At 71.2% G+C, this 19,504-nt stretch carries 17 protein-coding genes; 10 read left to right on the forward strand and 7 right to left on the reverse strand.

Translation table 11 applies throughout. From position 1 onward, the window contains the following. Positions 1-31: 31 nt before the first annotated feature. Positions 32-2,479 (reverse strand): endopeptidase La, encoded by a 2,448-nt coding sequence (gene lon, locus AB5J87_RS11710; protein WP_369376379.1) that lies wholly within the window; start codon positions 2,477-2,479, stop codon positions 32-34. 160 nt (positions 2,480-2,639) lie between these two features. Between lon and AB5J87_RS11715 the strand changes: the two genes are divergently transcribed. Continuing rightward, the gene (locus tag AB5J87_RS11715; protein WP_369376382.1) at positions 2,640-3,347 is read left to right on the forward strand and encodes a GNAT family N-acetyltransferase; all 708 of its coding nucleotides are present in this window, start codon (positions 2,640-2,642) and stop codon (positions 3,345-3,347) included. Further along, positions 3,344-3,898, forward strand: coding sequence for a hypothetical protein (locus AB5J87_RS11720; protein ID WP_369376383.1), 555 nt, complete (start codon positions 3,344-3,346; stop codon positions 3,896-3,898). Before AB5J87_RS11715 ends, AB5J87_RS11720 begins: the two co-directional genes overlap by 4 nt. On the opposite strand, the gene AB5J87_RS11725 is transcribed toward AB5J87_RS11720, so the two are convergent. Beyond that, a complete protein-coding gene (locus AB5J87_RS11725; protein ID WP_369376384.1) occupies positions 3,857-4,558 on the reverse strand; it encodes a rhomboid-like protein in 702 nt (233 codons plus the stop codon). The two genes, AB5J87_RS11720 and AB5J87_RS11725, sit on opposite strands and share 42 nt — an antisense overlap. A gap of 623 nt (positions 4,559-5,181) precedes the next feature. Between AB5J87_RS11725 and AB5J87_RS11730 the strand changes: the two genes are divergently transcribed. The 4 genes from AB5J87_RS11730 to AB5J87_RS11745 all read left to right on the forward strand — a co-directional run bounded on the left by AB5J87_RS11730 (position 5,182) and on the right by AB5J87_RS11745 (position 11,953). After that, positions 5,182-5,868 (forward strand): spermidine synthase, encoded by a 687-nt coding sequence (locus AB5J87_RS11730; RefSeq protein WP_369376385.1) that lies wholly within the window; start codon positions 5,182-5,184, stop codon positions 5,866-5,868. An 84-nt stretch (positions 5,869-5,952) separates the two neighbouring features. Then, on the forward strand, positions 5,953-6,690 hold the full coding sequence (locus tag AB5J87_RS11735; RefSeq protein WP_067163879.1) for a response regulator transcription factor: 738 nt from the start codon (positions 5,953-5,955) through the stop codon (positions 6,688-6,690). Continuing rightward, a complete protein-coding gene (locus AB5J87_RS11740) occupies positions 6,687-7,847 on the forward strand; it encodes a sensor histidine kinase (RefSeq protein WP_369376387.1) in 1,161 nt (386 codons plus the stop codon). The genes AB5J87_RS11735 and AB5J87_RS11740 overlap by 4 nt, the downstream gene beginning before the upstream one ends. A gap of 293 nt (positions 7,848-8,140) precedes the next feature. Beyond that, entirely contained in the window at positions 8,141-11,953 is a 3,813-nt protein-coding gene (locus tag AB5J87_RS11745) for a multifunctional oxoglutarate decarboxylase/oxoglutarate dehydrogenase thiamine pyrophosphate-binding subunit/dihydrolipoyllysine-residue succinyltransferase subunit (protein WP_369376389.1), read from the forward strand. A gap of 76 nt (positions 11,954-12,029) precedes the next feature. Here AB5J87_RS11745 and AB5J87_RS11750 read toward each other — a convergent pair whose 3' ends face one another. Further along, complete coding sequence (locus AB5J87_RS11750; protein ID WP_369376390.1) at positions 12,030-12,266, reverse strand: DUF6191 domain-containing protein; 237 nt, start codon at positions 12,264-12,266, stop codon at positions 12,030-12,032. 67 nt (positions 12,267-12,333) lie between these two features. Continuing rightward, entirely contained in the window at positions 12,334-13,029 is a 696-nt protein-coding gene (locus tag AB5J87_RS11755; protein WP_369376391.1) for a hemerythrin domain-containing protein, read from the reverse strand. Between the two features lie 352 nt (positions 13,030-13,381). Here AB5J87_RS11755 and AB5J87_RS11760 point away from each other — a divergent pair, with 352 nt between their 5' ends. Then, a complete protein-coding gene (locus AB5J87_RS11760) occupies positions 13,382-14,095 on the forward strand; it encodes a gamma-glutamyl-gamma-aminobutyrate hydrolase family protein (RefSeq protein ID WP_369376392.1) in 714 nt (237 codons plus the stop codon). A gap of 198 nt (positions 14,096-14,293) precedes the next feature. On the opposite strand, the gene AB5J87_RS11765 is transcribed toward AB5J87_RS11760, so the two are convergent. Beyond that, a complete protein-coding gene (locus AB5J87_RS11765; RefSeq protein WP_369376393.1) occupies positions 14,294-14,755 on the reverse strand; it encodes a carboxymuconolactone decarboxylase family protein in 462 nt (153 codons plus the stop codon). Between the two features lie 563 nt (positions 14,756-15,318). Between AB5J87_RS11765 and AB5J87_RS11770 the strand changes: the two genes are divergently transcribed. The 3 genes from AB5J87_RS11770 to AB5J87_RS11780 all read left to right on the forward strand — a co-directional run bounded on the left by AB5J87_RS11770 (position 15,319) and on the right by AB5J87_RS11780 (position 17,380). Continuing rightward, positions 15,319-16,164, forward strand: a complete 846-nt coding sequence (locus AB5J87_RS11770; protein WP_369376394.1) for a BTAD domain-containing putative transcriptional regulator — start codon at positions 15,319-15,321, stop codon at positions 16,162-16,164. A gap of 166 nt (positions 16,165-16,330) precedes the next feature. After that, complete coding sequence (locus AB5J87_RS11775) at positions 16,331-17,152, forward strand: BTAD domain-containing putative transcriptional regulator (protein WP_369376397.1); 822 nt, start codon at positions 16,331-16,333, stop codon at positions 17,150-17,152. A 93-nt stretch (positions 17,153-17,245) separates the two neighbouring features. Then, the gene (locus tag AB5J87_RS11780; protein WP_369376398.1) at positions 17,246-17,380 is read left to right on the forward strand and encodes a hypothetical protein; all 135 of its coding nucleotides are present in this window, start codon (positions 17,246-17,248) and stop codon (positions 17,378-17,380) included. Between the two features lie 11 nt (positions 17,381-17,391). On the opposite strand, the gene AB5J87_RS11785 is transcribed toward AB5J87_RS11780, so the two are convergent. Together AB5J87_RS11785 and AB5J87_RS11790 are read right to left on the reverse strand one after the other, a co-directional pair. Further along, entirely contained in the window at positions 17,392-18,618 is a 1,227-nt protein-coding gene (locus AB5J87_RS11785) for an acyltransferase family protein (RefSeq protein WP_369376400.1), read from the reverse strand. Between the two features lie 182 nt (positions 18,619-18,800). Then, complete coding sequence (locus AB5J87_RS11790) at positions 18,801-19,268, reverse strand: carboxymuconolactone decarboxylase family protein (RefSeq protein ID WP_369376401.1); 468 nt, start codon at positions 19,266-19,268, stop codon at positions 18,801-18,803. Between the last annotated feature and the right edge of the window lie 236 nt (positions 19,269-19,504).

Consider the following 19,504-nt stretch of genomic DNA (forward strand, 5'->3'; position numbering starts at 1 on the left):
CGCCCGCGCGGCCCTCCCGTGCCGCTCCCGCTCACGCCGCGACCGGCACCGCCAGCTCCGCCGGGGCCAGGGCGATCTCCAGGACCTGGCGGACGTCGCTGACCGGGTGGACCGACAGCTTCTCCAGGACCTCGGCGGGCACGTCGTCCAGGTCCGGCTCGTTCCGCTTGGGGATCACCACCGTGGTGATGCCCGCCCGGTGCGCGGCCAGCAGCTTCTGCTTGAGGCCGCCGATCGGCAGCACCCGGCCGGTCAGCGAGACCTCGCCGGTCATCGCCACGTCGGTGCGCACCAGCCGCCCGCTGAGCAGCGAGGACAGGGCCGTCACCAGGGTGATTCCGGCGCTCGGGCCGTCCTTGGGGACCGCGCCCGCCGGGAAGTGGACGTGCACGCCCCGGTCCTTGAGGTCGGCCACCGGCAGCTCCAGCTCGGCGCCGTGCGAGCGCAGGAAGCTCAGCGCGATCCGCGCCGACTCCTTCATCACGTCACCCAGCTGACCGGTGAGGGTCAGCCCGGCCGCGCCCGTCTCCGGGTCGGCCAGCGACGCCTCCACGAACAGCACGTCACCGCCCGCGCCGGTGACCGCGAGCCCGGTGGCCACCCCGGGCACCGAGGTGCGCCGCTCGGCCGGGTCCTGGGCGGACTCCGGGACGTGGTGCGGGCGCCCGATCAGCGCGCGCAGGTCGTCCGCGCCGACGGTGGCGGGCAGCTCGCGCTCCCCGGTCTCGGCCTGGGCCGCGACCTTGCGCAGCAGCCGGGCCAGCGAACGCTCCAGGTTCCGCACGCCCGCCTCGCGGGTGTACTCCCCCGCCAGCCTGCGCAGCGCGCCCTCCGCCAGGGCCACCTCGCCGCCGTCGAGCCCGGCCCGCTCCAGCTGGCGCGGGAGCAGGTGGTCGCGGGCGATGACGACCTTCTCGTCCTCGGTGTAGCCGTCCAGGCGGACCAGCTCCATACGGTCCAGGAGCGCCTCCGGGATGGCCTCCAGCACATTGGCCGTGGCCAGGAAGACGACGTCGCTCAGATCGAGCTCGACCTCCAGGTAGTGGTCGCGGAAGGTGTGGTTCTGCGCCGGGTCGAGGACTTCGAGCAGGGCCGCGGCCGGGTCGCCCCGGAAGTCCGAGCCGATCTTGTCGATCTCGTCGAGCAGCACCACCGGGTTCATCGACCCGGCCTCCTTGACCGCCCGCACGATCCGGCCGGGCAGCGCGCCCACGTACGTACGCCGGTGGCCGCGGATCTCGGCCTCGTCGCGGACGCCGCCGAGGGCGACCCGGACGAACTTGCGGCCCATGGCGTGGGCCACGGACTCGCCGAGGCTGGTCTTGCCGACGCCGGGCGGGCCGACCAGGGCGAGCACCGCACCCCCGCGCCGCCCGCCGACCACGCCGAGACCGCGGTCGGCGCGCCGCTTGCGCACCGCCAGGTACTCGGTGATCCGCTGCTTCACGTCCTCCAGGCCCGCGTGCTCGGCGTCCAGGACCGCTCGGGCGCCCCCGATGTCGTAGACGTCCTCGCTCCGCTCGTTCCACGGCAGCTCCAGGACGGTGTCCAGCCAGGTGCGGATCCAGGCGCCCTCGGGGGACTGGTCGCTGGAGCGCTCCAGCTTCTCGACCTCCTTGAGGGCCGCCTCGCGGACCTTCTCCGGCAGGTCGGCGGCCTCCACCCGGGCCCGGTAGTCGTCGGACTCCTCGCCCTCCGCCTCGCCGTTGATCTCGCGCAGCTCCTTGCGCACGGCGTCCAGCTGGCGGCGCAGCAGGAACTCGCGCTGCTGCTTGTCCACGCCCTCCTGCACGTCCTTGGCGATGGACTCGGCCACTTCCTGCTCGGCCAGGTGCTCGCGCAGCTGCTCGATGGCGAGCCTGAGACGGGCGACCGGGTCGACGGTCTCCAGGAGGGCGACCTTCTGGGCGGTGGTGAGGAACGGCGCGTACCCCGAGTTGTCGGCGAGGGCCGAGACGCCCTCGATCTGCTGGACCCGGTCCACCACCTGCCAGGCGCCGCGCTTCTTCAGCCACTCGGTGGCGAGCGCCTTGTACTCCTTGACCAGTTCGGCGACCTGGCCGGGGTTGGGGCCTCCGCTCGAACGGAGTGGAGAGCTCGCGGAAGGGTCGGGCACGGTCTCCTCGACCCGGGTGCCCTCGACCCACAGGGCGGCGCCGGGGCCGGTGGTGCCGGCGCCGATGCGCACCCGGGCCACGCCCCGGATGAGCGCGCCGGGGTCGCCGTCGGAGAGGCGGCCGACCTGCTCGACGGTGCCGAGCACGCCGGTCGCCGCGTAGGCCCCGTCGATGCGCGGGACGAGCAGCACCCTGGGCTTGCCGGCCGAGGCGCCCTCGGCCCGGACGGCCGCCTGGGCGGCCTCGACGGCGGCCCGCACCTCGGTGTCGGACAGGTCCAGCGGCACGACCATCCCGGGCAGCACGACCTCGTCGTCGAGCGGCAGCACAGGCAGGGTGAGCGGTGCGGACGAGTGAGCCATGATCTCCCCTTCGGCAGTCAAGTTGAGCTATGCCGACTCAATGCATGTGAGCCCAGGAATGTTCCCCGCGGGCTGTTCGCTCTGAGCGATCATCTCTTGTAAGAGTCTCAATGCCAGATGGACTATTACGCACATCAGTGCAGCGCGAGAGGGGAACGCGATGGGGAACGTCACGGAGAACGCCGCGGCCGGGGCCGCCGACACCGCCACCGGCTCGGTGGCCGCGACCGTCGAGGCGTGGATCGAGGGCTGGATCGTCTCCCGGGGCGCCGCCCGCCCGGTCGCCGAGCCCTGGGGCTGGACCGTCGACGTCGGCCAGGTCAGGCAGGTGAGCCGGCACGTACTGCCCGAGCCCGACGAGACCTCGGTCCGCAAGATCGTGGCGGCGACCACCGCACCCCACACCTGGCTCAAGCTCTTCGCCGACGAAGCGACCGTCCTGCCGTGGCTCGGCCCCGGCTGGCACCTGGACGAGCCCGGCTACCTCATGACGCTCCCGCTCGCCCCGGCGCCCGACCCCGCCGTCCCGGCCGGCTACACCCTGACCAGCTGGACCACCGGCGGGGTGCTGCGCGTCCTGGTGCGCACCGGGGCGGGCCACTTCGCGGCGCGCGGCCAGCTCGCGCCCACCGGCGCCACCGCCGTCGCCGACCAGATCGAGACCGCGCCCGAGCACCGCCGCCGCGGCCTGGGCAGCCTGGTCATGCGCACCCTGCAGAACGGCGCCCTGGCCGCCGGGGCCGAGACGGCCGTCCTGGTGGGCACCCCGGACGGCCGGGCGCTGTACGGATCGCTCGGCTGGACCACGCGTTCCCCCATGGCGAGCCTGTACTTCGATCCGTCCCGTCCGGCATCCTCGGGAGCATGAGCCCCAAGGTCACCCACCGCGCGACGACCGGCCTGCTGCTGCTCGCCGCCCTGCTGGCGGCGGCGGGCTGCGACTCCGCCGACTCCTCGGCGGACAGCGCCTCCCCGTCGCGGACCGGCAACTCCGCCCAGATCAGCGGTACGCCGTCGGGCCCGGCCGACAGCGGCCCGCCCGCCACGGCCACGCCGTCCGCCCCGGCCACGGCCCCCACCGGGGCGCCGAAGGAGCAGCTGCTGAAGGTGGTGATCAGCGGCGGGTTCGCGGGGCGCCACGACGAGATCGTGGTGCGCCAGGACGGCACGTACACCACGAAGAAGCGCGACGGGAGCACCGCCGGGGGCCGCCTCGACGCCGCCGCCCTGGACCGGCTGCGCGGCCATCTGAAGGCCGCCGGCTTCGCGGCCCTGCCGCCGAGCCCGACCGGGCGGCCGGTGGCGGACGCGTTCATGTACCAGTACACCTACGACGGGCACGTCGTCCTGGTCGACGAGATGCACCGCCCGCAGGCGCTACGGGACGTATCCGCCGACCTGCCCGTCGGGTACCGCTGACGCCACCGCGGGCACGGCCGCGCGGCGGATCCGCGCCCGGCCCGCCTCGGCCCGGCGCAGCAGCGGCCAGCTCGCCACGCCGACCAGCAGCGCCAGCGGATGGCCCCAACTGGCCAGCGGGTCCACCATGTCCAGCAGGTCCTGGCCCAGCAGGAACACCATCACGGCCAGCAGCGACCAGCGCGCGGGCCGGGGCAGCAGCCCGGCGAGCGCGCCCAGGCTGGCCATCAGACCGAAGCTGATGCCGTAGTCCAGCCGGTGCAGCGAGGAGTCCGGCAGCCTCCCGGCCAGTACGGAGACGCCGACCGGCACCTCGGTGGCCAGCGTCGCCAGCACGTGCCCGGCCAGGAACACCCCGGCCGTGCGCACCCCGCCCACGCGGCGCTCCAGCGCGGTGAGGATGAAGACGAAGCCGACCGCCCACGGCGAGGAGATGCCGCCCGCGATCCACAGCGCGCTGGCGAGCAGCACCAGGACCGGGGTGCGGGTGAGGTGCTGGACGTCGGTGCTGGAGCCCTCGATCAGTGTGCGGACCGTGTCCGGGTCGCCGAGCTCCATGTAGAGCGAGGTGCCGAGCAGCAGCAGGGTGTAGCCGAAGGTGAAGGGGGTGCCGGTGGGCGTCGGCAGCAGCTCGAAGGCCCGACGCGACCACTCCCGCACCGGCCGAGTGGCCGTCTCCCGTGCCGGCCGGACAGGCGTCTCCGGCACCGACCGGACAACCGACTCCGGTACCGGCTGGCCGACCGACTCCGGTACCGGCCGAGCGGCCGTCTCCCGTACCGGCCGGACAGGCGTCTCCGGCACCGGCCGGACAGCAGTCTCGCGAAGCGGCTGAGCGGCCGACTCCGGCACTGGCCGAGCCGCCTTCTCCCGCACCGGCCGAGCGGCCGTCTTCCGTGTCGGCTGAGCCGCCGTCGGGCGTTCGTCGTCCACCGCGCTCCCGGCCTGCTCCCCGTCCGGCGGCGTCGCCATGTCCGCCCCTCGGGCCGTGATCGGATCGGCCGTCGGCCGTGGGCCCGGGATGCCGCCGAGCAGCCCGGCCGTGTCCCGCGTCTGTTCAGGGTGCACCGGTTCAGGCCCCTTTCACCGGGCCCGCCCGCACCCGGAATCACCACGCCGCGCCGGTGATCCCCCGGCCGTGCTGCTTACGCTTCCCTTGTACAACGCTCACCCTCTGCGAACGCTCCCCGCCACGTCTATGACTTGCGCCACACCGGACAACCTTCCACGTGGAGCGCGCGTCGGCGTCGAGCGTCCCGCTCCGCTTCCGAGGAGGCCACCGGATGTCCATCGCCGACCCGATCGCCGGACCGGTCGTGCTCGACCGGCGCGAGGGACCGTCCGGAGAGGTCGTGCTGCGGCGGCGCGGCCCCGACTTCGAGATCATCGCCAACGGCACGTTCCTGATGGACACCTCCGACGGCCGCTCGGAGCGGCTCCTGGTGGACGCCGCGCACGAGGCGCTGCCGGCCGGCCGCGAGCGGCCCTCGGTGCTCATCGGCGGACTGGGCGTCGGCTTCTCGCTGGCGCACGCCGCCGCCGACGGGCGGTGGGGCCGGATCGCCGTCGTGGAACGCGAGTTGGCCATCATCGACTGGCACCGCTCGGGCCCCCTCGCCCACCTCGCCGGGGCCGCCCTGGCCGACCCGCGCACCGAGGTCCTGCACACCGATCTGGTGGCGTACGTGCGCACCGCCGCGGACACCTTCGACGCGCTCTGCCTGGACATCGACAACGGCCCCGACTGGACCGTCACGGAGAGCAACGACGGCCTCTACTCCCCCGCCGGCCTCGCGGCCTGCCGGGAGCGGCTGAACCCCGGCGGAGTGCTCGCGGTCTGGTCCGCCCGGCCCTCCCCCGCCTTCGAGGAGGCTCTCCGGAATGCCGGTTTCCACGGGGTTAGGACCGAAGAGATCACAGTTGCCCGGGGCGTCCCTGACGTGGTCCATCTCGCTGTTCGCCCTGCGTAGCCGGGACCCGGCCGGTGCCTCTAGTCTCTGACCGACACGAGGGATCACCCCACGGATCCCCGGAAGCAAAATCAGGGCGGGGCGATGGAGCAGGCACACACCACCCACAACGGCGTCGCGGCCACGCCCGGCGCCCAGCGCCGGGTGCTGGTCGTCGAGGACGACACGACGATCGTCGATGCCATCGCGGCACGGCTGAGGGCCGAGGGGTTCCAGGTCCAGACGGCGCTCGACGGCCCGGCGGCGGTCGACACGGCCGAGGCGTGGCAGCCGGACCTGATGGTCCTGGACATCATGCTGCCCGGCTTCGACGGACTGGAAGTCTGCCGCCGCGTCCAGGCCCGCCGGCCGGTCCCGGTCCTGATGCTGACGGCCCGTGACGACGAGACGGACATGCTGGTCGGACTGGGCGTCGGTGCCGACGACTACATGACCAAGCCGTTCTCGATGCGCGAGCTGGCGGCCCGGGTCCACGTCCTGCTGCGCCGGGTCGAGCGCGCCACGTTGGCGGCGGCCACCCCGCGCACCGGGATCCTGCGCCTGGGCGAGCTGGAGATCGACCACGCTCAGCGACGGGTACGGGTGCGCGGCGAGGACGTGCACCTGACCCCCACCGAGTTCGACCTGCTGAGCTGTCTGGCGAACACCCCGCGCGCGGTGCTCTCGCGCGAGCAGCTGCTGGCCGAGGTCTGGGACTGGGCGGACGCCTCGGGCACCCGGACCGTGGACAGCCACATCAAGGCGCTGCGCCGGAAGATCGGAGCCGAGCGCATCCGCACCGTCCACGGCGTGGGGTACGCGCTGGAGACCCCGGCGCCATGAGCCGGGCGGCGGCCGGAGCGGTGAACGGGCGGACCCGGCGGGACGGGTCGGGTGCCCGGGCACCCGCCCGGCTGCGCGACCGGCTGCGGGGCGGTCTGAAGGACGTCTCGATCTCGATCAAGACCAAGCTGGGCAGCCTGGTCGTGGTCTCGGTCTTCATCACCACCGGACTGCTGATGGTGGCCGTGCAGACCCGTACCGAGCTGCGGTTCATCACCGTCTTCTCGGTGATCGCCACCCTGCTGATCACCCAGTTCGTGGCGCACGGCCTGACCGCGCCGCTGGACGAGATGAACACGGTGGCGCGGTCGATCTCGCACGGCGACTACACCCGCCGGGTGCGCGGCGCCGACCGCCGCGACGAGCTCGGCGACCTGGCCTCCACCATCAACCGCATGGCGGACGACCTGGAGGCGGTGGACCGCCACCGCAAGGAGCTCGTGGCGAACGTCTCACACGAGCTGCGCACCCCCATCGCGGCGCTGCGGGCGGTCCTGGAGAACGTGGTGGACGGCGTCTCGGCCGCCGACCCCGAGACCATGCGCACCGCGCTGAAGCAGACGGAACGGCTCGGGCGCCTGGTGGAGACCCTGCTCGACCTCTCCCGCCTCGACAACGGCGTCGTTCCGCTCAGAGCGCACCGCTTCGAGGTCTGGCCCTATCTCTCCGGGGTGCTGAAGGAGGCCAACCTGGCGGCGTCCCGGCGCGGCCTCTCCTCGGGCTCGGGCAACCACACCCGTACCGACGTCCATCTGCACCTGGACGTCTCGCCGCCGGAGCTGACCGCGCACGCGGACCGGGAGCGGCTGCACCAGGTGGTGGCGAATCTCATCGACAACGCGGTCAAGCACTCCCCGCCGCACGGCCGGGTCACCGTGCGGGCGCGGCGCGGGCCGCAGCCCGAGTCGCTGGACCTGGAGGTCCTGGACGAGGGGCCGGGCATCCCGAAGTCGGAGTGGCACCGGGTGTTCGAGCGGTTCAACCGGGGCGACGCCTCGGCCCCGCACGGGCCGGGCAGCGACGGCGGGACGGGTCTCGGCCTGGCGATCGCCCGCTGGGCGGTGGATCTCCACGGCGGCCACATCGGGGTGGCCGAATCGTCGCGCGGATGCCGTATCCAGGTCACTCTTCCGGGCGCACCCCGGGCTGGCAATTGACGTAGGCTCGAACCGGAAGCAGACATTCGCCTGCCCTCGGCGCTCCGGTGGAGCCGCTGCCCGGGTGGTGCGGGTGGTCAGGGGCGCGCGGTCCGGGGGCCGTGGCCGCTGCTCGGTGTACCCACTCACCGGCAGAACCTGATCTGTTTCCCGCCAAAACCTGCCCCGAAACACGCTTTCCGGTGTGACTTACGCGACTGTGGCACGCCCGGCCTGCACCTCCACGCCGGGGAGGCGTAGCCTTTATTTCCGCTGTCCATCACCTTGTGAAGCGGAAGAGGGCGGTTGCCGCCGTGTCGTCTCAGTCCCCCAGTAATTCGAGCGTCTCGACCGACCAAGACGGGCAGGGCAAGAACCCTGCAGCCGGCTTCGGTGCCAATGAGTGGCTCGTCGACGAGATCTACCAGCAGTACCTCCAGGACCCCAATTCGGTCGACCGTGCCTGGTGGGACTTCTTCGCCGACTACAAGCCGGGTGCCACCGGCACGGCGGACAAGCCCGAGGGTGCTCCCGCCGCAGCCGCGGGGGCTGCGGTAGCCACCCCGGCCGCCGCACCGGCGGCCAACGGCGCCACCGCGCCGCAGGCGCAGGCTCCGGCCGCGCCGGCCGCCCCGGTGGCCGCCGCGCCCGCGCAGGCCGCCCCGGCCCCGGTGAAGGCCGCTCCGGCCGCCGCCCCGGTGGCCGCCCCGGCGAAGGCCGCCGCTCCGGCCAAGGCCGCCCCGGCGACCGAGGCCCCGGCCGGTCCGGAGTACGTCACCCTGCGCGGCCCCGCCGCCGCCGTGGCGAAGAACATGCACGCCTCCATCGAGGTCCCCACGGCCACGTCCGTGCGCGCGGTCCCGGTGAAGCTGCTGTTCGACAACCGGATCGTCATCAACAACCACCTGAAGCGCGCCCGGGGCGGGAAGATCTCCTTCACCCACCTCATCGGGTACGCGATGGTGCAGGCCATCAAGGCCATGCCGTCGATGAACCACTCCTTCACGGAGAAGGACGGCAAGCCGACCCTGGTCAAGCCGGAGCACATCAACTTCGGTCTCGCCATCGACCTGGTGAAGCCCAACGGCGACCGCCAGCTGGTCGTCGCGGGCATCAAGAAGGCCGAGACGCTCAACTTCTTCGAGTTCTGGCAGGCGTACGAGGACATCGTCAAGCGGGCCCGCCAGGGCAAGCTCACGATGGACGACTTCTCGGGCGTGACGGTCTCCCTCACCAACCCGGGCGGCCTCGGCACCGTCCACTCCGTGCCGCGTCTGATGCCCGGCCAGTCGGTCATCATGGGCGTCGGCTCGATGGACTACCCGGCCGAGTTCCAGGGCACCTCCCAGGACACCCTGAACAAGCTGGGCATCTCCAAGGTGATGACCCTCACGTCGACCTATGACCACCGGGTCATCCAGGGCGCGGCCTCCGGCGAGTTCCTGCGGATCGTCGCCAACCTCCTGCTGGGCGACGAGGGCTTCTACGACGGCATCTTCGAGTCGCTGCGCATCCCGTACGAGCCGGTCCGCTGGCTCCGGGACATCGACGCCTCGCACGACGACGACGTCACCAAGGCGGCGCGCGTCTTCGAGCTGATCCACTCCTACCGGGTCCGCGGCCACGTCATGGCCGACACCGACCCGCTGGAGTACCGCCAGCGCAAGCACCCCGACCTGGACATCACCGAGCACGGGCTCACCCTGTGGGACCTGGAGCGCGAGTTCGCGGTCGGCGGCTTCGCCGGCAAGACCCTGATGAAGCTGCGCGACGTCCTCGGCGTCCTGCGCGACTCGTACTGCCGCACCACCGGCATCGAGTTCATGCACATCCAGGACCCCAAGCAGCGCAAGTGGATCCAGGACCGGGTGGAGCGCCCGCACTCCAAGCCGGAGCGCGAGGAGCAGCTGCGGATCCTGCGGCGTCTGAACGCGGCGGAGGCGTTCGAGACGTTCCTGCAGACCAAGTACGTCGGCCAGAAGCGCTTCAGCCTCGAAGGCGGCGAGTCGGTCATCCCGCTGCTGGACGCCGTCATCGACAGCGCGGCCGAGTCGCGTCTGGACGAGGTCGTCATCGGCATGGCCCACCGCGGCCGTCTCAACGTGCTGGCCAACATCGTCGGCAAGTCGTACGCGCAGATCTTCCGCGAGTTCGAGGGCAACCTCGACCCGAAGTCGATGCACGGCTCCGGCGACGTCAAGTACCACCTGGGCGCCGAGGGCACCTTCACGGGCCTGGACGGCGAGCAGATCAAGGTCTCGCTGGTCGCCAACCCCTCGCACCTGGAGGCGGTGGACCCGGTCCTGGAGGGCGTCGTCCGCGCCAAGCAGGACGTCATCAACAAGGGCGGCACGGACTTCACCGTCCTGCCGGTCGCCCTGCACGGCGACGCGGCCTTCGCGGGCCAGGGCGTGGTGGCCGAGACCCTGAACATGTCGCAGCTGCGCGGCTACCGCACCGGCGGCACGGTCCACATCGTCATCAACAACCAGGTCGGCTTCACCGCCGCCCCGGAGTCGTCGCGCTCCTCCATGTACGCCACGGACGTGGCCCGCATGATCGAGGCGCCGATCATCCACGTGAACGGCGACGACCCGGAGGCCGTGGTCCGCGTGGCCCGCCTGGCCTTCGAGTTCCGCCAGACGTTCAACAAGGACGTCGTGATCGACCTCATCTGCTACCGCCGCCGCGGTCACAACGAGGGCGACAACCCGCAGTTCACCAACCCGCAGATGTACAACCTGATCGACAAGAAGCGCTCGGTGCGCAAGCTGTACACCGAGTCGCTGATCGGTCGCGGCGACATCACCCTGGAAGAGGCGGAGCAGGCGCTCCAGGACTTCCAGGGCCAGCTGGAGAAGGTCTTCGCCGAGGTCCGCGAGGCCACCTCGCAGGCGGGCGAGATCCAGTCCGCCGAGCCGCAGGCCGAGTTCCCGGCGGCGGTGACCACGGGCGTCTCCCAGGAGGTCGTCAAGCGGATCGCCGAGTCCCAGGTGAACATCCCGGAGCACATCACGGTGCACCCTCGCCTGATGCCGCAGATGCAGCGCCGTGCCGCCTCCGTCGAGGACGGCACGATCGACTGGGGCATGGGCGAGACCCTGGCCATCGGCTCGCTGCTGATGGAGGGCGTCCCGGTCCGGCTCTCCGGCCAGGACACCCGCCGCGGCACCTTCGGCCAGCGCCACGCGGTCCTGGTCGACCAGGTCACCGGCGAGGACTACACCCCGCTGATGTACCTGACCGACGAGCAGGCCCGCTACAACGTCTACGACTCGCTGCTCTCCGAGTACGCGGCGATGGGCTTCGAGTACGGCTACTCGCTGGCCCGTCCCGAGTCCCTCGTCATGTGGGAGGCGCAGTTCGGCGACTTCGTCAACGGCGCCCAGACGGTGGTGGACGAGTTCATCTCCTCCGCCGAGCAGAAGTGGAACCAGACGTCCGGCGTCACGCTGCTGCTGCCGCACGGCTACGAGGGCCAGGGCCCGGACCACTCGTCCGCGCGCCCCGAGCGCTTCCTGCAGATGTGCGCGCAGAACAACATGACGGTCGCCATGCCGACGCTCCCGTCGAACTACTTCCACCTCCTGCGCTGGCAGGTGCACAACCCGCACCACAAGCCGCTCATCGTCTTCACCCCGAAGTCGATGCTGCGCCTGAAGGCGGCGGCGTCCACGGCGGAGGAGTTCACCACCGGCGGCTTCCGCCCGGTGATCGGTGACGAGTTCGTCGACCCGAACGCGGTCCGCAAGGTCGTCTTCTGCGCCGGCAAGGTCTACTACGACCTGAAGGCGGAGCGCGACAAGCGCGGCGTCACGGACACGGCGCTGATCCGTCTGGAGCGCCTGTACCCGCTGCCGGGTGCGGAGCTCCAGGCCGAGATCGCCAAGTTCCCGAACGCCGAGAAGTACCTGTGGGCCCAGGAGGAGCCGGCGAACCAGGGTGCCTGGCCGTTCATCGCGCTCAACCTGATCGACCACCTGGACCTGGCGGTCGGCGCGGACATCCCGCACGGCGAGCGCCTGCGCCGGATCTCGCGCCCGCACTCCTCGTCCCCCGCCGTGGGCTCGAAGAAGCGGCACGAGCAGGAGCAGGAGCAGCTGGTGGCCGAGGTCTTCGACGCCTAGTCGCGGCCCCGGAACGAGTGGTACGAAGGGCCCGGCACCCCGAGCGATCGGGGTGCCGGGCCCTTCGGCGTACGCGCTAGCCTGCGGCCTCGCCGTCCTGCGCGGGCGCGTCCGGGTCGGCGTCCGGGGGCGCCTGCGGGGCCGCCTCCCTGGGCGGCACCCGTATGGTCACGGTCCCGCTGGCCAGGTCTATCGGCCCCCGCCCGGGGTCGGCGTCCCCGACCTCGTCGAGGGTGATCTCCAGGCGGCGCCGCTCTTCCTCCTCGTGCCGCTTTCCGGGCGCGAAGATCTCGTTCAAGGCCGATCCGAACACGAGCGGTCACCTCCGGTCTGTGGGTCCCGTACCCACTCAACGCCGGAGGACGGCTTTCCGATCCCCGTCAGGCCGCCAGAAGGCCCAGCGCCTTCTTGGTCTCCACGTACATCTGGATCAGCGCGGGGCGGTTCGAGCGGAAGGCGAGGGGGAAGCTGTCCATGAGCTCGTCGTAGCCCTCGGCGAGCTCCGGGTCCTCCAGGAGGCCGAAGACCAGGTGGCCGCCGGACTTGGGGCTGCCCTCGGTGATCGCGGTGCGCAGCCGGTCGATCTCCGGGCCGGGCACCCCGGGGAAGAGGTCGCGCACGACCGGCTCCTCGGTGTCGAGGTGGCTCGCCAGGATGTCGCGGACCTTGCGGGCCGCCTCCGTGCCGGCGTGCGCCGCCCCGGTCACGGCGGCGCTCCCGACCGGCTCCCCGGCCTCGCCGGCCGCCGTGAGGAGCTCCACCGCCCGGCTCAGGCCGCCGAGTTCGCGGTCGAGCTCGGCGTGCTCCTCGTTGAGGGTGTCGAAGGCGGACACGGACTCGGGGTAGAGGCCGTGCAGCACGGGCCAGAAGAGTTCGTCCTCCGACTCGTGGTGGTGGTGCGTGAAGTCGATGAGCCACTGCGCGGTGTCGATGAGCTCCTTGACACTGACCCGGTCGCCGTCGCCGAGGCGCGCGAAGGCGTCCGCCACCAGTTCCGTGCCACGGCGCAGGATGGCGTGGACCCCCAGGAACTCCTGGTACATACGCGCGCCGGGGTTCTCAGTCGCGGCCGTCATGATGTGTTTCTCCCCCAGTTTATGGAGTAAAAGGCGAATGGACCGGTCACTGCCGTGAGCGTACGCAAAGGCGCCGCGCGTCCCCTAGGGGTGTGCGACTGCGAGCGGATCGCAGTTGCACGCGCGCGGTAAACGGCCGCATTACTTCTGCCGTGTTTTCCGCAAGCCTCCTCAAGTACCCCTCGAACACGACCTCATTTCACACCATACTCGTTTTTGAATTCTTCCGCCGAATGGATCTCTGTGTAATTCTTGAGCAGCGCCTCCGTATCCGGTGCGGACTCACGGAGAGTGACTCAAGTGACGCTCTAGTGAAACTCAATTTCACTGGAATTGGGAAGGACGACTTTCGATGACTCGCCCCATCGTGGCGGTGACCGCCGACCTGACGACGGTGAATTGGAACATCTGGGGGGACGTCCATGTCTCCCTGCTCCCGTGGGAGTACATGGAGAAGGTGAGCGACGCGGGCGGCGCGCCCGTCCTGGTGCCGCCGATTCCCGAAGCGATAGACGCCGTCATGGCGAAGGCGGACGCCCTTCTCATGAGTGGCGGTGCCGATATCAACCCCACCCTCTACGGGGCCGAGCGGGAGAAGTTCACGTTTCCGCCGCACGAGGCGCGCGACACCGCCGAACTCGCGGCGCTGGCGATCGCCGAGCAGCGCCGCATTCCGGTGCTCGGTGTCTGCCGCGGCCTCCAGCTGATTTCCATCATCCGCGGCGGCACGCTCGACCAGCACCTGCCGGAGCATTCCCCGGTCGTGCCCGGCAAGTACGAGCCGCGCGAGATCCAGGTGAAGCCGGATTCGCTGCTCGGCCGGGCGCTGGGGCCGACGGCGACCGTCCACTGCCACCACCACCAGGGCATCGACAAGCTGGGCGCCGGGCTGGTCGCGACCGCCTGGTCGGACGACGGTGTGATCGAGGGCGCCGAGGCCGAGGACCCGTCCGCGCCGTTCCTCGCCGGGCTCCAGGCCCACGGCGAGCTGGGCAAGGACACGGTGCCGCTCTTCGAGGCGTTCGTCGAGGCCGCCCGGAAGGCCCGCACCGAGCGCGAGGGCTGAGGTCCGGGGCCGGGGTCCGGTCCGGGAGCACCTTCCCGGACCGGACCCCAAGGGCGTCCCGCGCACACGGGCGCCCCATGAAAGCGGCCCGTTCACCGCAACGTCCTTGCGGTGAACGGGCCGCCCTGCGTCGAGCCGTCCGCCCGACCGGCCGGCCGTCGGGGGTGGCGGCCGGCACCAGCAGCTGTACGGGGGTGATCAGCTGTTGGGGTCGGCAACCTGGCCGATGGCCACGTGCAGACGGTTCCACAGGTTCGCGGTGGCGACCGAGAGGACGATCGCGGCGAGCTGCTGCTCGTTGAAGTGCTTGGCGGCGTCGTTCCACACCTCGTCCGAGACCGCGTCCTCGCGGTCGGCGAGGCGGGTGACGGCCTCGGCCAGCGCGAGGGCGGCGCGCTCGGAGTCCGTGAAGTACGGCGTGTTGCGCCAGGCGGCGACGGCGAAGAGACGCTCGTCGGAGGTCTCGCCCGCGGCCTTGGCCAGACGCGGGTGACGGTCCGCGTTGGCGCCGTCGCCGTTGATCTGGCTGGCGCGCAGGTGCAGCAGCTCCAGCAGCTTCACATCGACGCCGGGAACTTCCTTGCTGGCCTTTCCGAGGGCCACCAAAGCGTCAATGGCACCAGGCACGACAAAAGCAGGGTGCTTCGCCCGAGCAGTCATGATTTGCTCTCCTCAAAAGATCTCAAGTACACGCCGAACAGTTCACACAGAACTCATGAAGCCGGAGGCCGACCGGCCCTGCCAGAACATCCACACCGGTCGGCTTCCGTCCGTCACAGCTATGACGGAACGGGGAACGGGAATGTGACGGGAGTGTCGTGTGACCCACGCCACATTGGTGTGCGACCCCGCTTCTGCGCTGCGCGCTTGCATGTGATCGGCGTAAGATCCGGAGCCCGGAGCGGGTGCGGGCGGGGGTCGAAGCGGAAGCCGCGGGCCAGAGCCTGAAACAGGTCGATCGACCTGTTATCGCGTGAAGTCCGGCCGTTCTTTACCCAGAGTCGAGCGGCTTCAATCCGAGCGGAATTGCTCACTGCTACAGGATTTTGACAACGCCGTCAGGACTTTGACAGGTACGTCAAATCAGCCACACGCGGGCTTGCCGCAACGGGTGGGTTCGAGCACATGATCAAAGCGGGTTGCCGCCGAGGGCCTGCCAGCCGAGCGGACACTTCCAGCCCGAACACCCTTACCCCCCGCATTTCCCGACTCTGGGGAGAAAAATGGACATCGAAGTGCTGGGTGCACTGTCGGTGCGTAAGAACGGGTTATCCATCGCGCCCACCGCGCGCAAACCGCGGCAGGTGCTCGCCCTCCTGGCGCTCCACGCCGATTCCGTGGTGCCCCTCGCGACGCTGGCAGAGGAACTCTGGGACGACGCTCCACCACGCAGCGCCCGTACCACCGTTCAGACGTATGTGATGCAGTTGCGCGAAGTCATCGGCGAGGCGCTGGCCCGCCGCGACGGCGAGCGCCGCACCGCCAAGGACGTGCTCGTCACGCTGCCCGGCGGCTACCGCCTGGAGACGGACGCGGCCGAAGGCCGGGTGGACTTCCGGGAGTTCGAGCGCCGCGCCACCGCCGGGCACCGCGCCATGGACGCCGGTGACCACACCGGCGCGGCGAGGCTGCTGCGCGAGGCGCTCGCCCTGTGGTCCGGGCCCGCGCTCGGCGATGTGCACCGGGGCTGCCGCATCCGCCCGGAGACCGAGCGGCTGGAGGAGTCCCGGCTCGCCGCCCTGGACCGGCGCATCGAGGCCGATCTGCACCTGGGCCGCCACCGCGAGCTGCTCTCCGAGCTGACGCTGCTGGTCAGCCGCCACCCCCTGCACGAGACGCTGCACGGCCAGTTCATGCTGGCGCTGCACCGCTCCGGCCGGCGCAGCGAGGCGCTCGACGTGTACCAGCGGCTGCGCGCCACCCTGGTGGCGCAGTCCGGTCTGGAGCCCTCGGCGGCGCTCGGCCGCCTCCAGATGGCCATCCTCGCCGCCAGACCCGGCGTCCCGCTGCCCGGCGGCCCCTCGGCGGCCGAGCTGCTCGACGAGCCGCTCGTCGCCCGGGCCGGCTGACCCGCGGACGCACGCGCCCGCCGTACGGGCGCCCGGCCGCCCGGGCGCGCCCCCGTACGAGCACCAAGCCCCCGGCGGCTTCGCCCCGGGGGGAGACAACGATGTCCGGCGTACACCCCCGCCCCTCGTTTCAGAGCCGATTCAGAGCTGTTTCAGAGAGGAAGCCGTGAAAATTCAGGTTCTGGGCCCGCTGAGTGCCGAAGTGAATGGAGCCTCCGTCGTCCCCACCGCGGGCAAGCCCCGTCAGATCCTCGCCCTGCTCGCCCTCTACCCCGGCCAGGTCATTCCCGTACCCACCCTCATGGAGGAGATCTGGGGGACGGATCTGCCGCAGAGCGCGCTCACCACCCTGCAGACCTACATCCTGCAGCTGCGCCGGCGGCTCGCCGGCGCCATGGGCCCCGACGCACAGGTTTCGGCCAAGGAGGTACTGGCCACCCGTTACGGCGGATATCTGCTCCAGATCCCGTCCGAGGCGGTCGACGTCCACGCGTACGAACAGCTGGTTGCGGAGGGCCAGTTGGCGTTCGACGGAGGACACAACGAGCGGGCGGCGGAGTGCTTCCGGCGCGCCCTCGACCTGTGGCAGGGGCCCGCGCTCGTCGACGTACGGGTGGGGCCGATCCTGGACATCGAGGTGCTGCGCCTGGAGGAGAGCCGGCTGGTGGTCAAGGAGCGCCGGATCGACGCCGATCTGCGGCTCGGCCGCCACGCCGAACTGACCGCCGAACTCACTGATCTGATTGCCCGTCACCCCCAACACGAGGGGCTGCACTCGCAGGCGATGGTGGCGCTCTACCGCTCCGGCCGCCAGGCCACCGCGCTCGACGTCTACCGGCGGCTGCGCGGCCGGCTCATCGACGACCTCGGGGTGGAGCCCTCGCCCCAGCTGCAGCGGCTGCACCAGGCGATCCTCGCCGTCGACCCGCAGCTCGACGTGGTGGCGGGCCCCCGCCGCACCTCCACCTTCGACCTGTACGCGGCCTGATCCGAGCCCTGTGCAACCCGGTGGCTCGCCGCGATGCCGCCGTACGGCCATGCTCGAACGGCCCGTGCTCGTATCCATGCGAAGGGGGAGCAGATGTACGAGAACAGGGAAGACCGGGAAGACCATGATCTGCGGACGGGTGAACTCGCGGCCGTCGCGCCTCCGCTCCGGCTGGCCGGGGCGGAGGACGACGACCACGAGCACCACATCGTCCGCGGTATCGACTGAGAGCGGCCCGGTCACTCGGCCCCGGCGAGCGGTGGCGTGCCGCCCGCCGCGGCCCTGCGCCGGGGCTTGGACCAGTTGCGGGTGATGGGCCGCTCGATCAGCGCGTAGAGCGCCCAGGAGGCCACCATCGCGATGGCGAACATCAGGGCCAGCAGCCCGGCGGTCTCGGCCGTCGAGTAGTAGTCGTGGCCGAGCCACTTGCGGCCGTAGGTGAGCACCACGTAGTGGATCAGGTAGAAGGCGAACGACACCTCGCCCAGCCAGACCATCGTGCGGTTGCGGAAGAGGGTGAACTCCCCCTTCACGTCGGCGGTGGCCGCGGCGGCGATCAGGAAGACGATCGGGACGATCGTCGTGGAGCGCTGCGCGTAGAGGAACGGCACGTGTGAGGCGAGGACGTAGCCGCCCACCATCAGCACCGTCGACCAGAGCATGCCGATGTTCCACCAGCGCCCCTTCATGACCGCGAGCGCGACCAGCATGCCGAGCGCGAAGTCCACCATGCGCACCGGCGGCAGGAAGTACGCGAACCAGTACTGCGTCACCGTGGCGTGGGCGCCCAGCTGCTCGCCGCCGGGGAAGTACGGCTTGTCGGGGAAGACCGCGTAGGCGAGGGTCGGGGTGGCCACGACCAGCGCCGTCAGGCCCCCGATCCAGTACTTGAGCCGCTCGGCCGGGATGCGCAGGAACAGCGCGTGCAGCAGCGGGAACGAGGCGTAGAAGACGGCCTCGCAGCCGAGCGACCAGCTCGGGGTGTTCACGCTGGAGAAGACGTCGAACTTCGGCACCCACACCTGGACCATGAAGAGGTTGGCCACCGCGGTGCGGGTCGGGGTGAAGGCGGAGGCGAAGAGCACCATCGCCAGCACCCAGGTGACCACGTAGTTCGGGTAGATCTTCACGAACCGGCGGCGCCAGAAGGCCGGTTTGGTGTCCCGCTCGCGCGCGGACCAGGTCAGCACGAACCCGCTGAGGACGAAGAAGAAGGTGACGCCGAGGGATCCGGCGTTCTTGGTGAGCTCGAACCAGTCCTTGGTGGTCTCGTTGTCGCGCAGCAGCCGCAGGCCCGGGAAGGGCAGACCGGTGTGGTTCAGGAAGACCAGCAGGGCGGCGGGGAACCGCAGGCCGGTCAGCGAGGGCAGCCGCGTGGTGTCGGGCCGCAGCAGGCCGTCGCGGACCCGCGGTTCGCGGGCGGTGGCGCCGGGCGGCCGGTCGCCGATCGTGTTGCCTTGGGTCATGGCACACCCTCCTGGGACATGGGTTGGTCGCTGGGCCGCCGGCCGGTCACCGACCGGCCTCGCCCTCGTGGTTCGGTCTGGGGTCGTCTGCGGGCTGTGCGGCCGGGCACGGCCCGGTCTCCCCGGGTGCGGGGGGACCGGGCCGTGCGCGACCAGGTCCGGCGGTGGGGCGCCGGACGGTCCTACCTGTCCCACTCCCGGCTGCCCGCGAGCTGCTTGGTGGTGACGTTCAGGCGGCTGAACATGTTCGTGACCCCGATGGTGAGCACCAGGGACGCGACCTGCTCGGTGTCGAAGTGCTTGTTGACCTCGTCCCACACCTCGTCCGGGACGGGGTCGGCCTGGTCGGCCATGCGGGTGGCCGCCTCGGCGAGCGCCAGGGCGGCGCGCTCGGCCTCGGTGAAGAACGGGGCGTCGCGCCAGGCGGCCACGGCGAAGAGCTTCTCGTCGCTCTGGCCGGCCTCACGGGCCCGCTGGGCGTCGCCGGAGACGCAGAAGCTGTCTCCGTTGATCTGGCTGGACCGCAGGTGCACCAGGCCGAGGATCAGCTCGGGGACACCGCCCTTGCGGGAGGCGAAGTAGAGCTCCTGGATAAGCCGGGCGGCCTCGGGGTTGAACGCCGCCGGGTTGTCCATACGCGACTCATGCATGCTGTCCTGACTCCTCGTGTAGTCCGGTGGGGCGGGTGACGCGTCCCTGTCACTGTGGCCGAGGGGGCTTGAGACGAGCTTGTACCCCACTCGCTTTCAGCCAGCTTTTCGCCCAACCGCCAAGGGCCGACGCCCAGTTACTGGGAAGTCGGCCCTCGGGTACGGACACTTTTCGGCCCTTTCGGTCCACCGGGGCCGGGTCGGGACCGCGCTGCCCGGTCCGCCCGGTCCGGCCC

It is taken from the genome of Streptomyces sp. cg36, assembly GCF_041080675.1.
Taxonomy (GTDB): domain Bacteria; phylum Actinomycetota; class Actinomycetes; order Streptomycetales; family Streptomycetaceae; genus Streptomyces.

What these genes read in the sequence shown, in the direction of transcription:
- lon (WP_369376379.1), bottom strand. Translation starts at nt 2,479, where the DNA reads ATGGCTCACTCGTCCGCACCGCTCACCCTGCCTGTGCTGCCGCTCGAC.
- AB5J87_RS11715 (WP_369376382.1), top strand. Translation starts at nt 2,640, where the DNA reads ATGGGGAACGTCACGGAGAACGCCGCGGCCGGGGCCGCCGACACCGCC.
- AB5J87_RS11720 (WP_369376383.1), top strand. Translation starts at nt 3,344, where the DNA reads ATGAGCCCCAAGGTCACCCACCGCGCGACGACCGGCCTGCTGCTGCTC.
- AB5J87_RS11730 (WP_369376385.1), top strand. Translation starts at nt 5,182, where the DNA reads ATGTCCATCGCCGACCCGATCGCCGGACCGGTCGTGCTCGACCGGCGC.
- AB5J87_RS11735 (WP_067163879.1), top strand. Translation starts at nt 5,953, where the DNA reads ATGGAGCAGGCACACACCACCCACAACGGCGTCGCGGCCACGCCCGGC.
- AB5J87_RS11740 (WP_369376387.1), top strand. Translation starts at nt 6,687, where the DNA reads ATGAGCCGGGCGGCGGCCGGAGCGGTGAACGGGCGGACCCGGCGGGAC.
- AB5J87_RS11755 (WP_369376391.1), bottom strand. Translation starts at nt 13,029, where the DNA reads ATGACGGCCGCGACTGAGAACCCCGGCGCGCGTATGTACCAGGAGTTC.
- AB5J87_RS11760 (WP_369376392.1), top strand. Translation starts at nt 13,382, where the DNA reads ATGACTCGCCCCATCGTGGCGGTGACCGCCGACCTGACGACGGTGAAT.
- AB5J87_RS11765 (WP_369376393.1), bottom strand. Translation starts at nt 14,755, where the DNA reads ATGACTGCTCGGGCGAAGCACCCTGCTTTTGTCGTGCCTGGTGCCATT.
- AB5J87_RS11770 (WP_369376394.1), top strand. Translation starts at nt 15,319, where the DNA reads ATGGACATCGAAGTGCTGGGTGCACTGTCGGTGCGTAAGAACGGGTTA.
- AB5J87_RS11780 (WP_369376398.1), top strand. Translation starts at nt 17,246, where the DNA reads ATGTACGAGAACAGGGAAGACCGGGAAGACCATGATCTGCGGACGGGT.
- AB5J87_RS11785 (WP_369376400.1), bottom strand. Translation starts at nt 18,618, where the DNA reads ATGACCCAAGGCAACACGATCGGCGACCGGCCGCCCGGCGCCACCGCC.
- AB5J87_RS11790 (WP_369376401.1), bottom strand. Translation starts at nt 19,268, where the DNA reads ATGCATGAGTCGCGTATGGACAACCCGGCGGCGTTCAACCCCGAGGCC.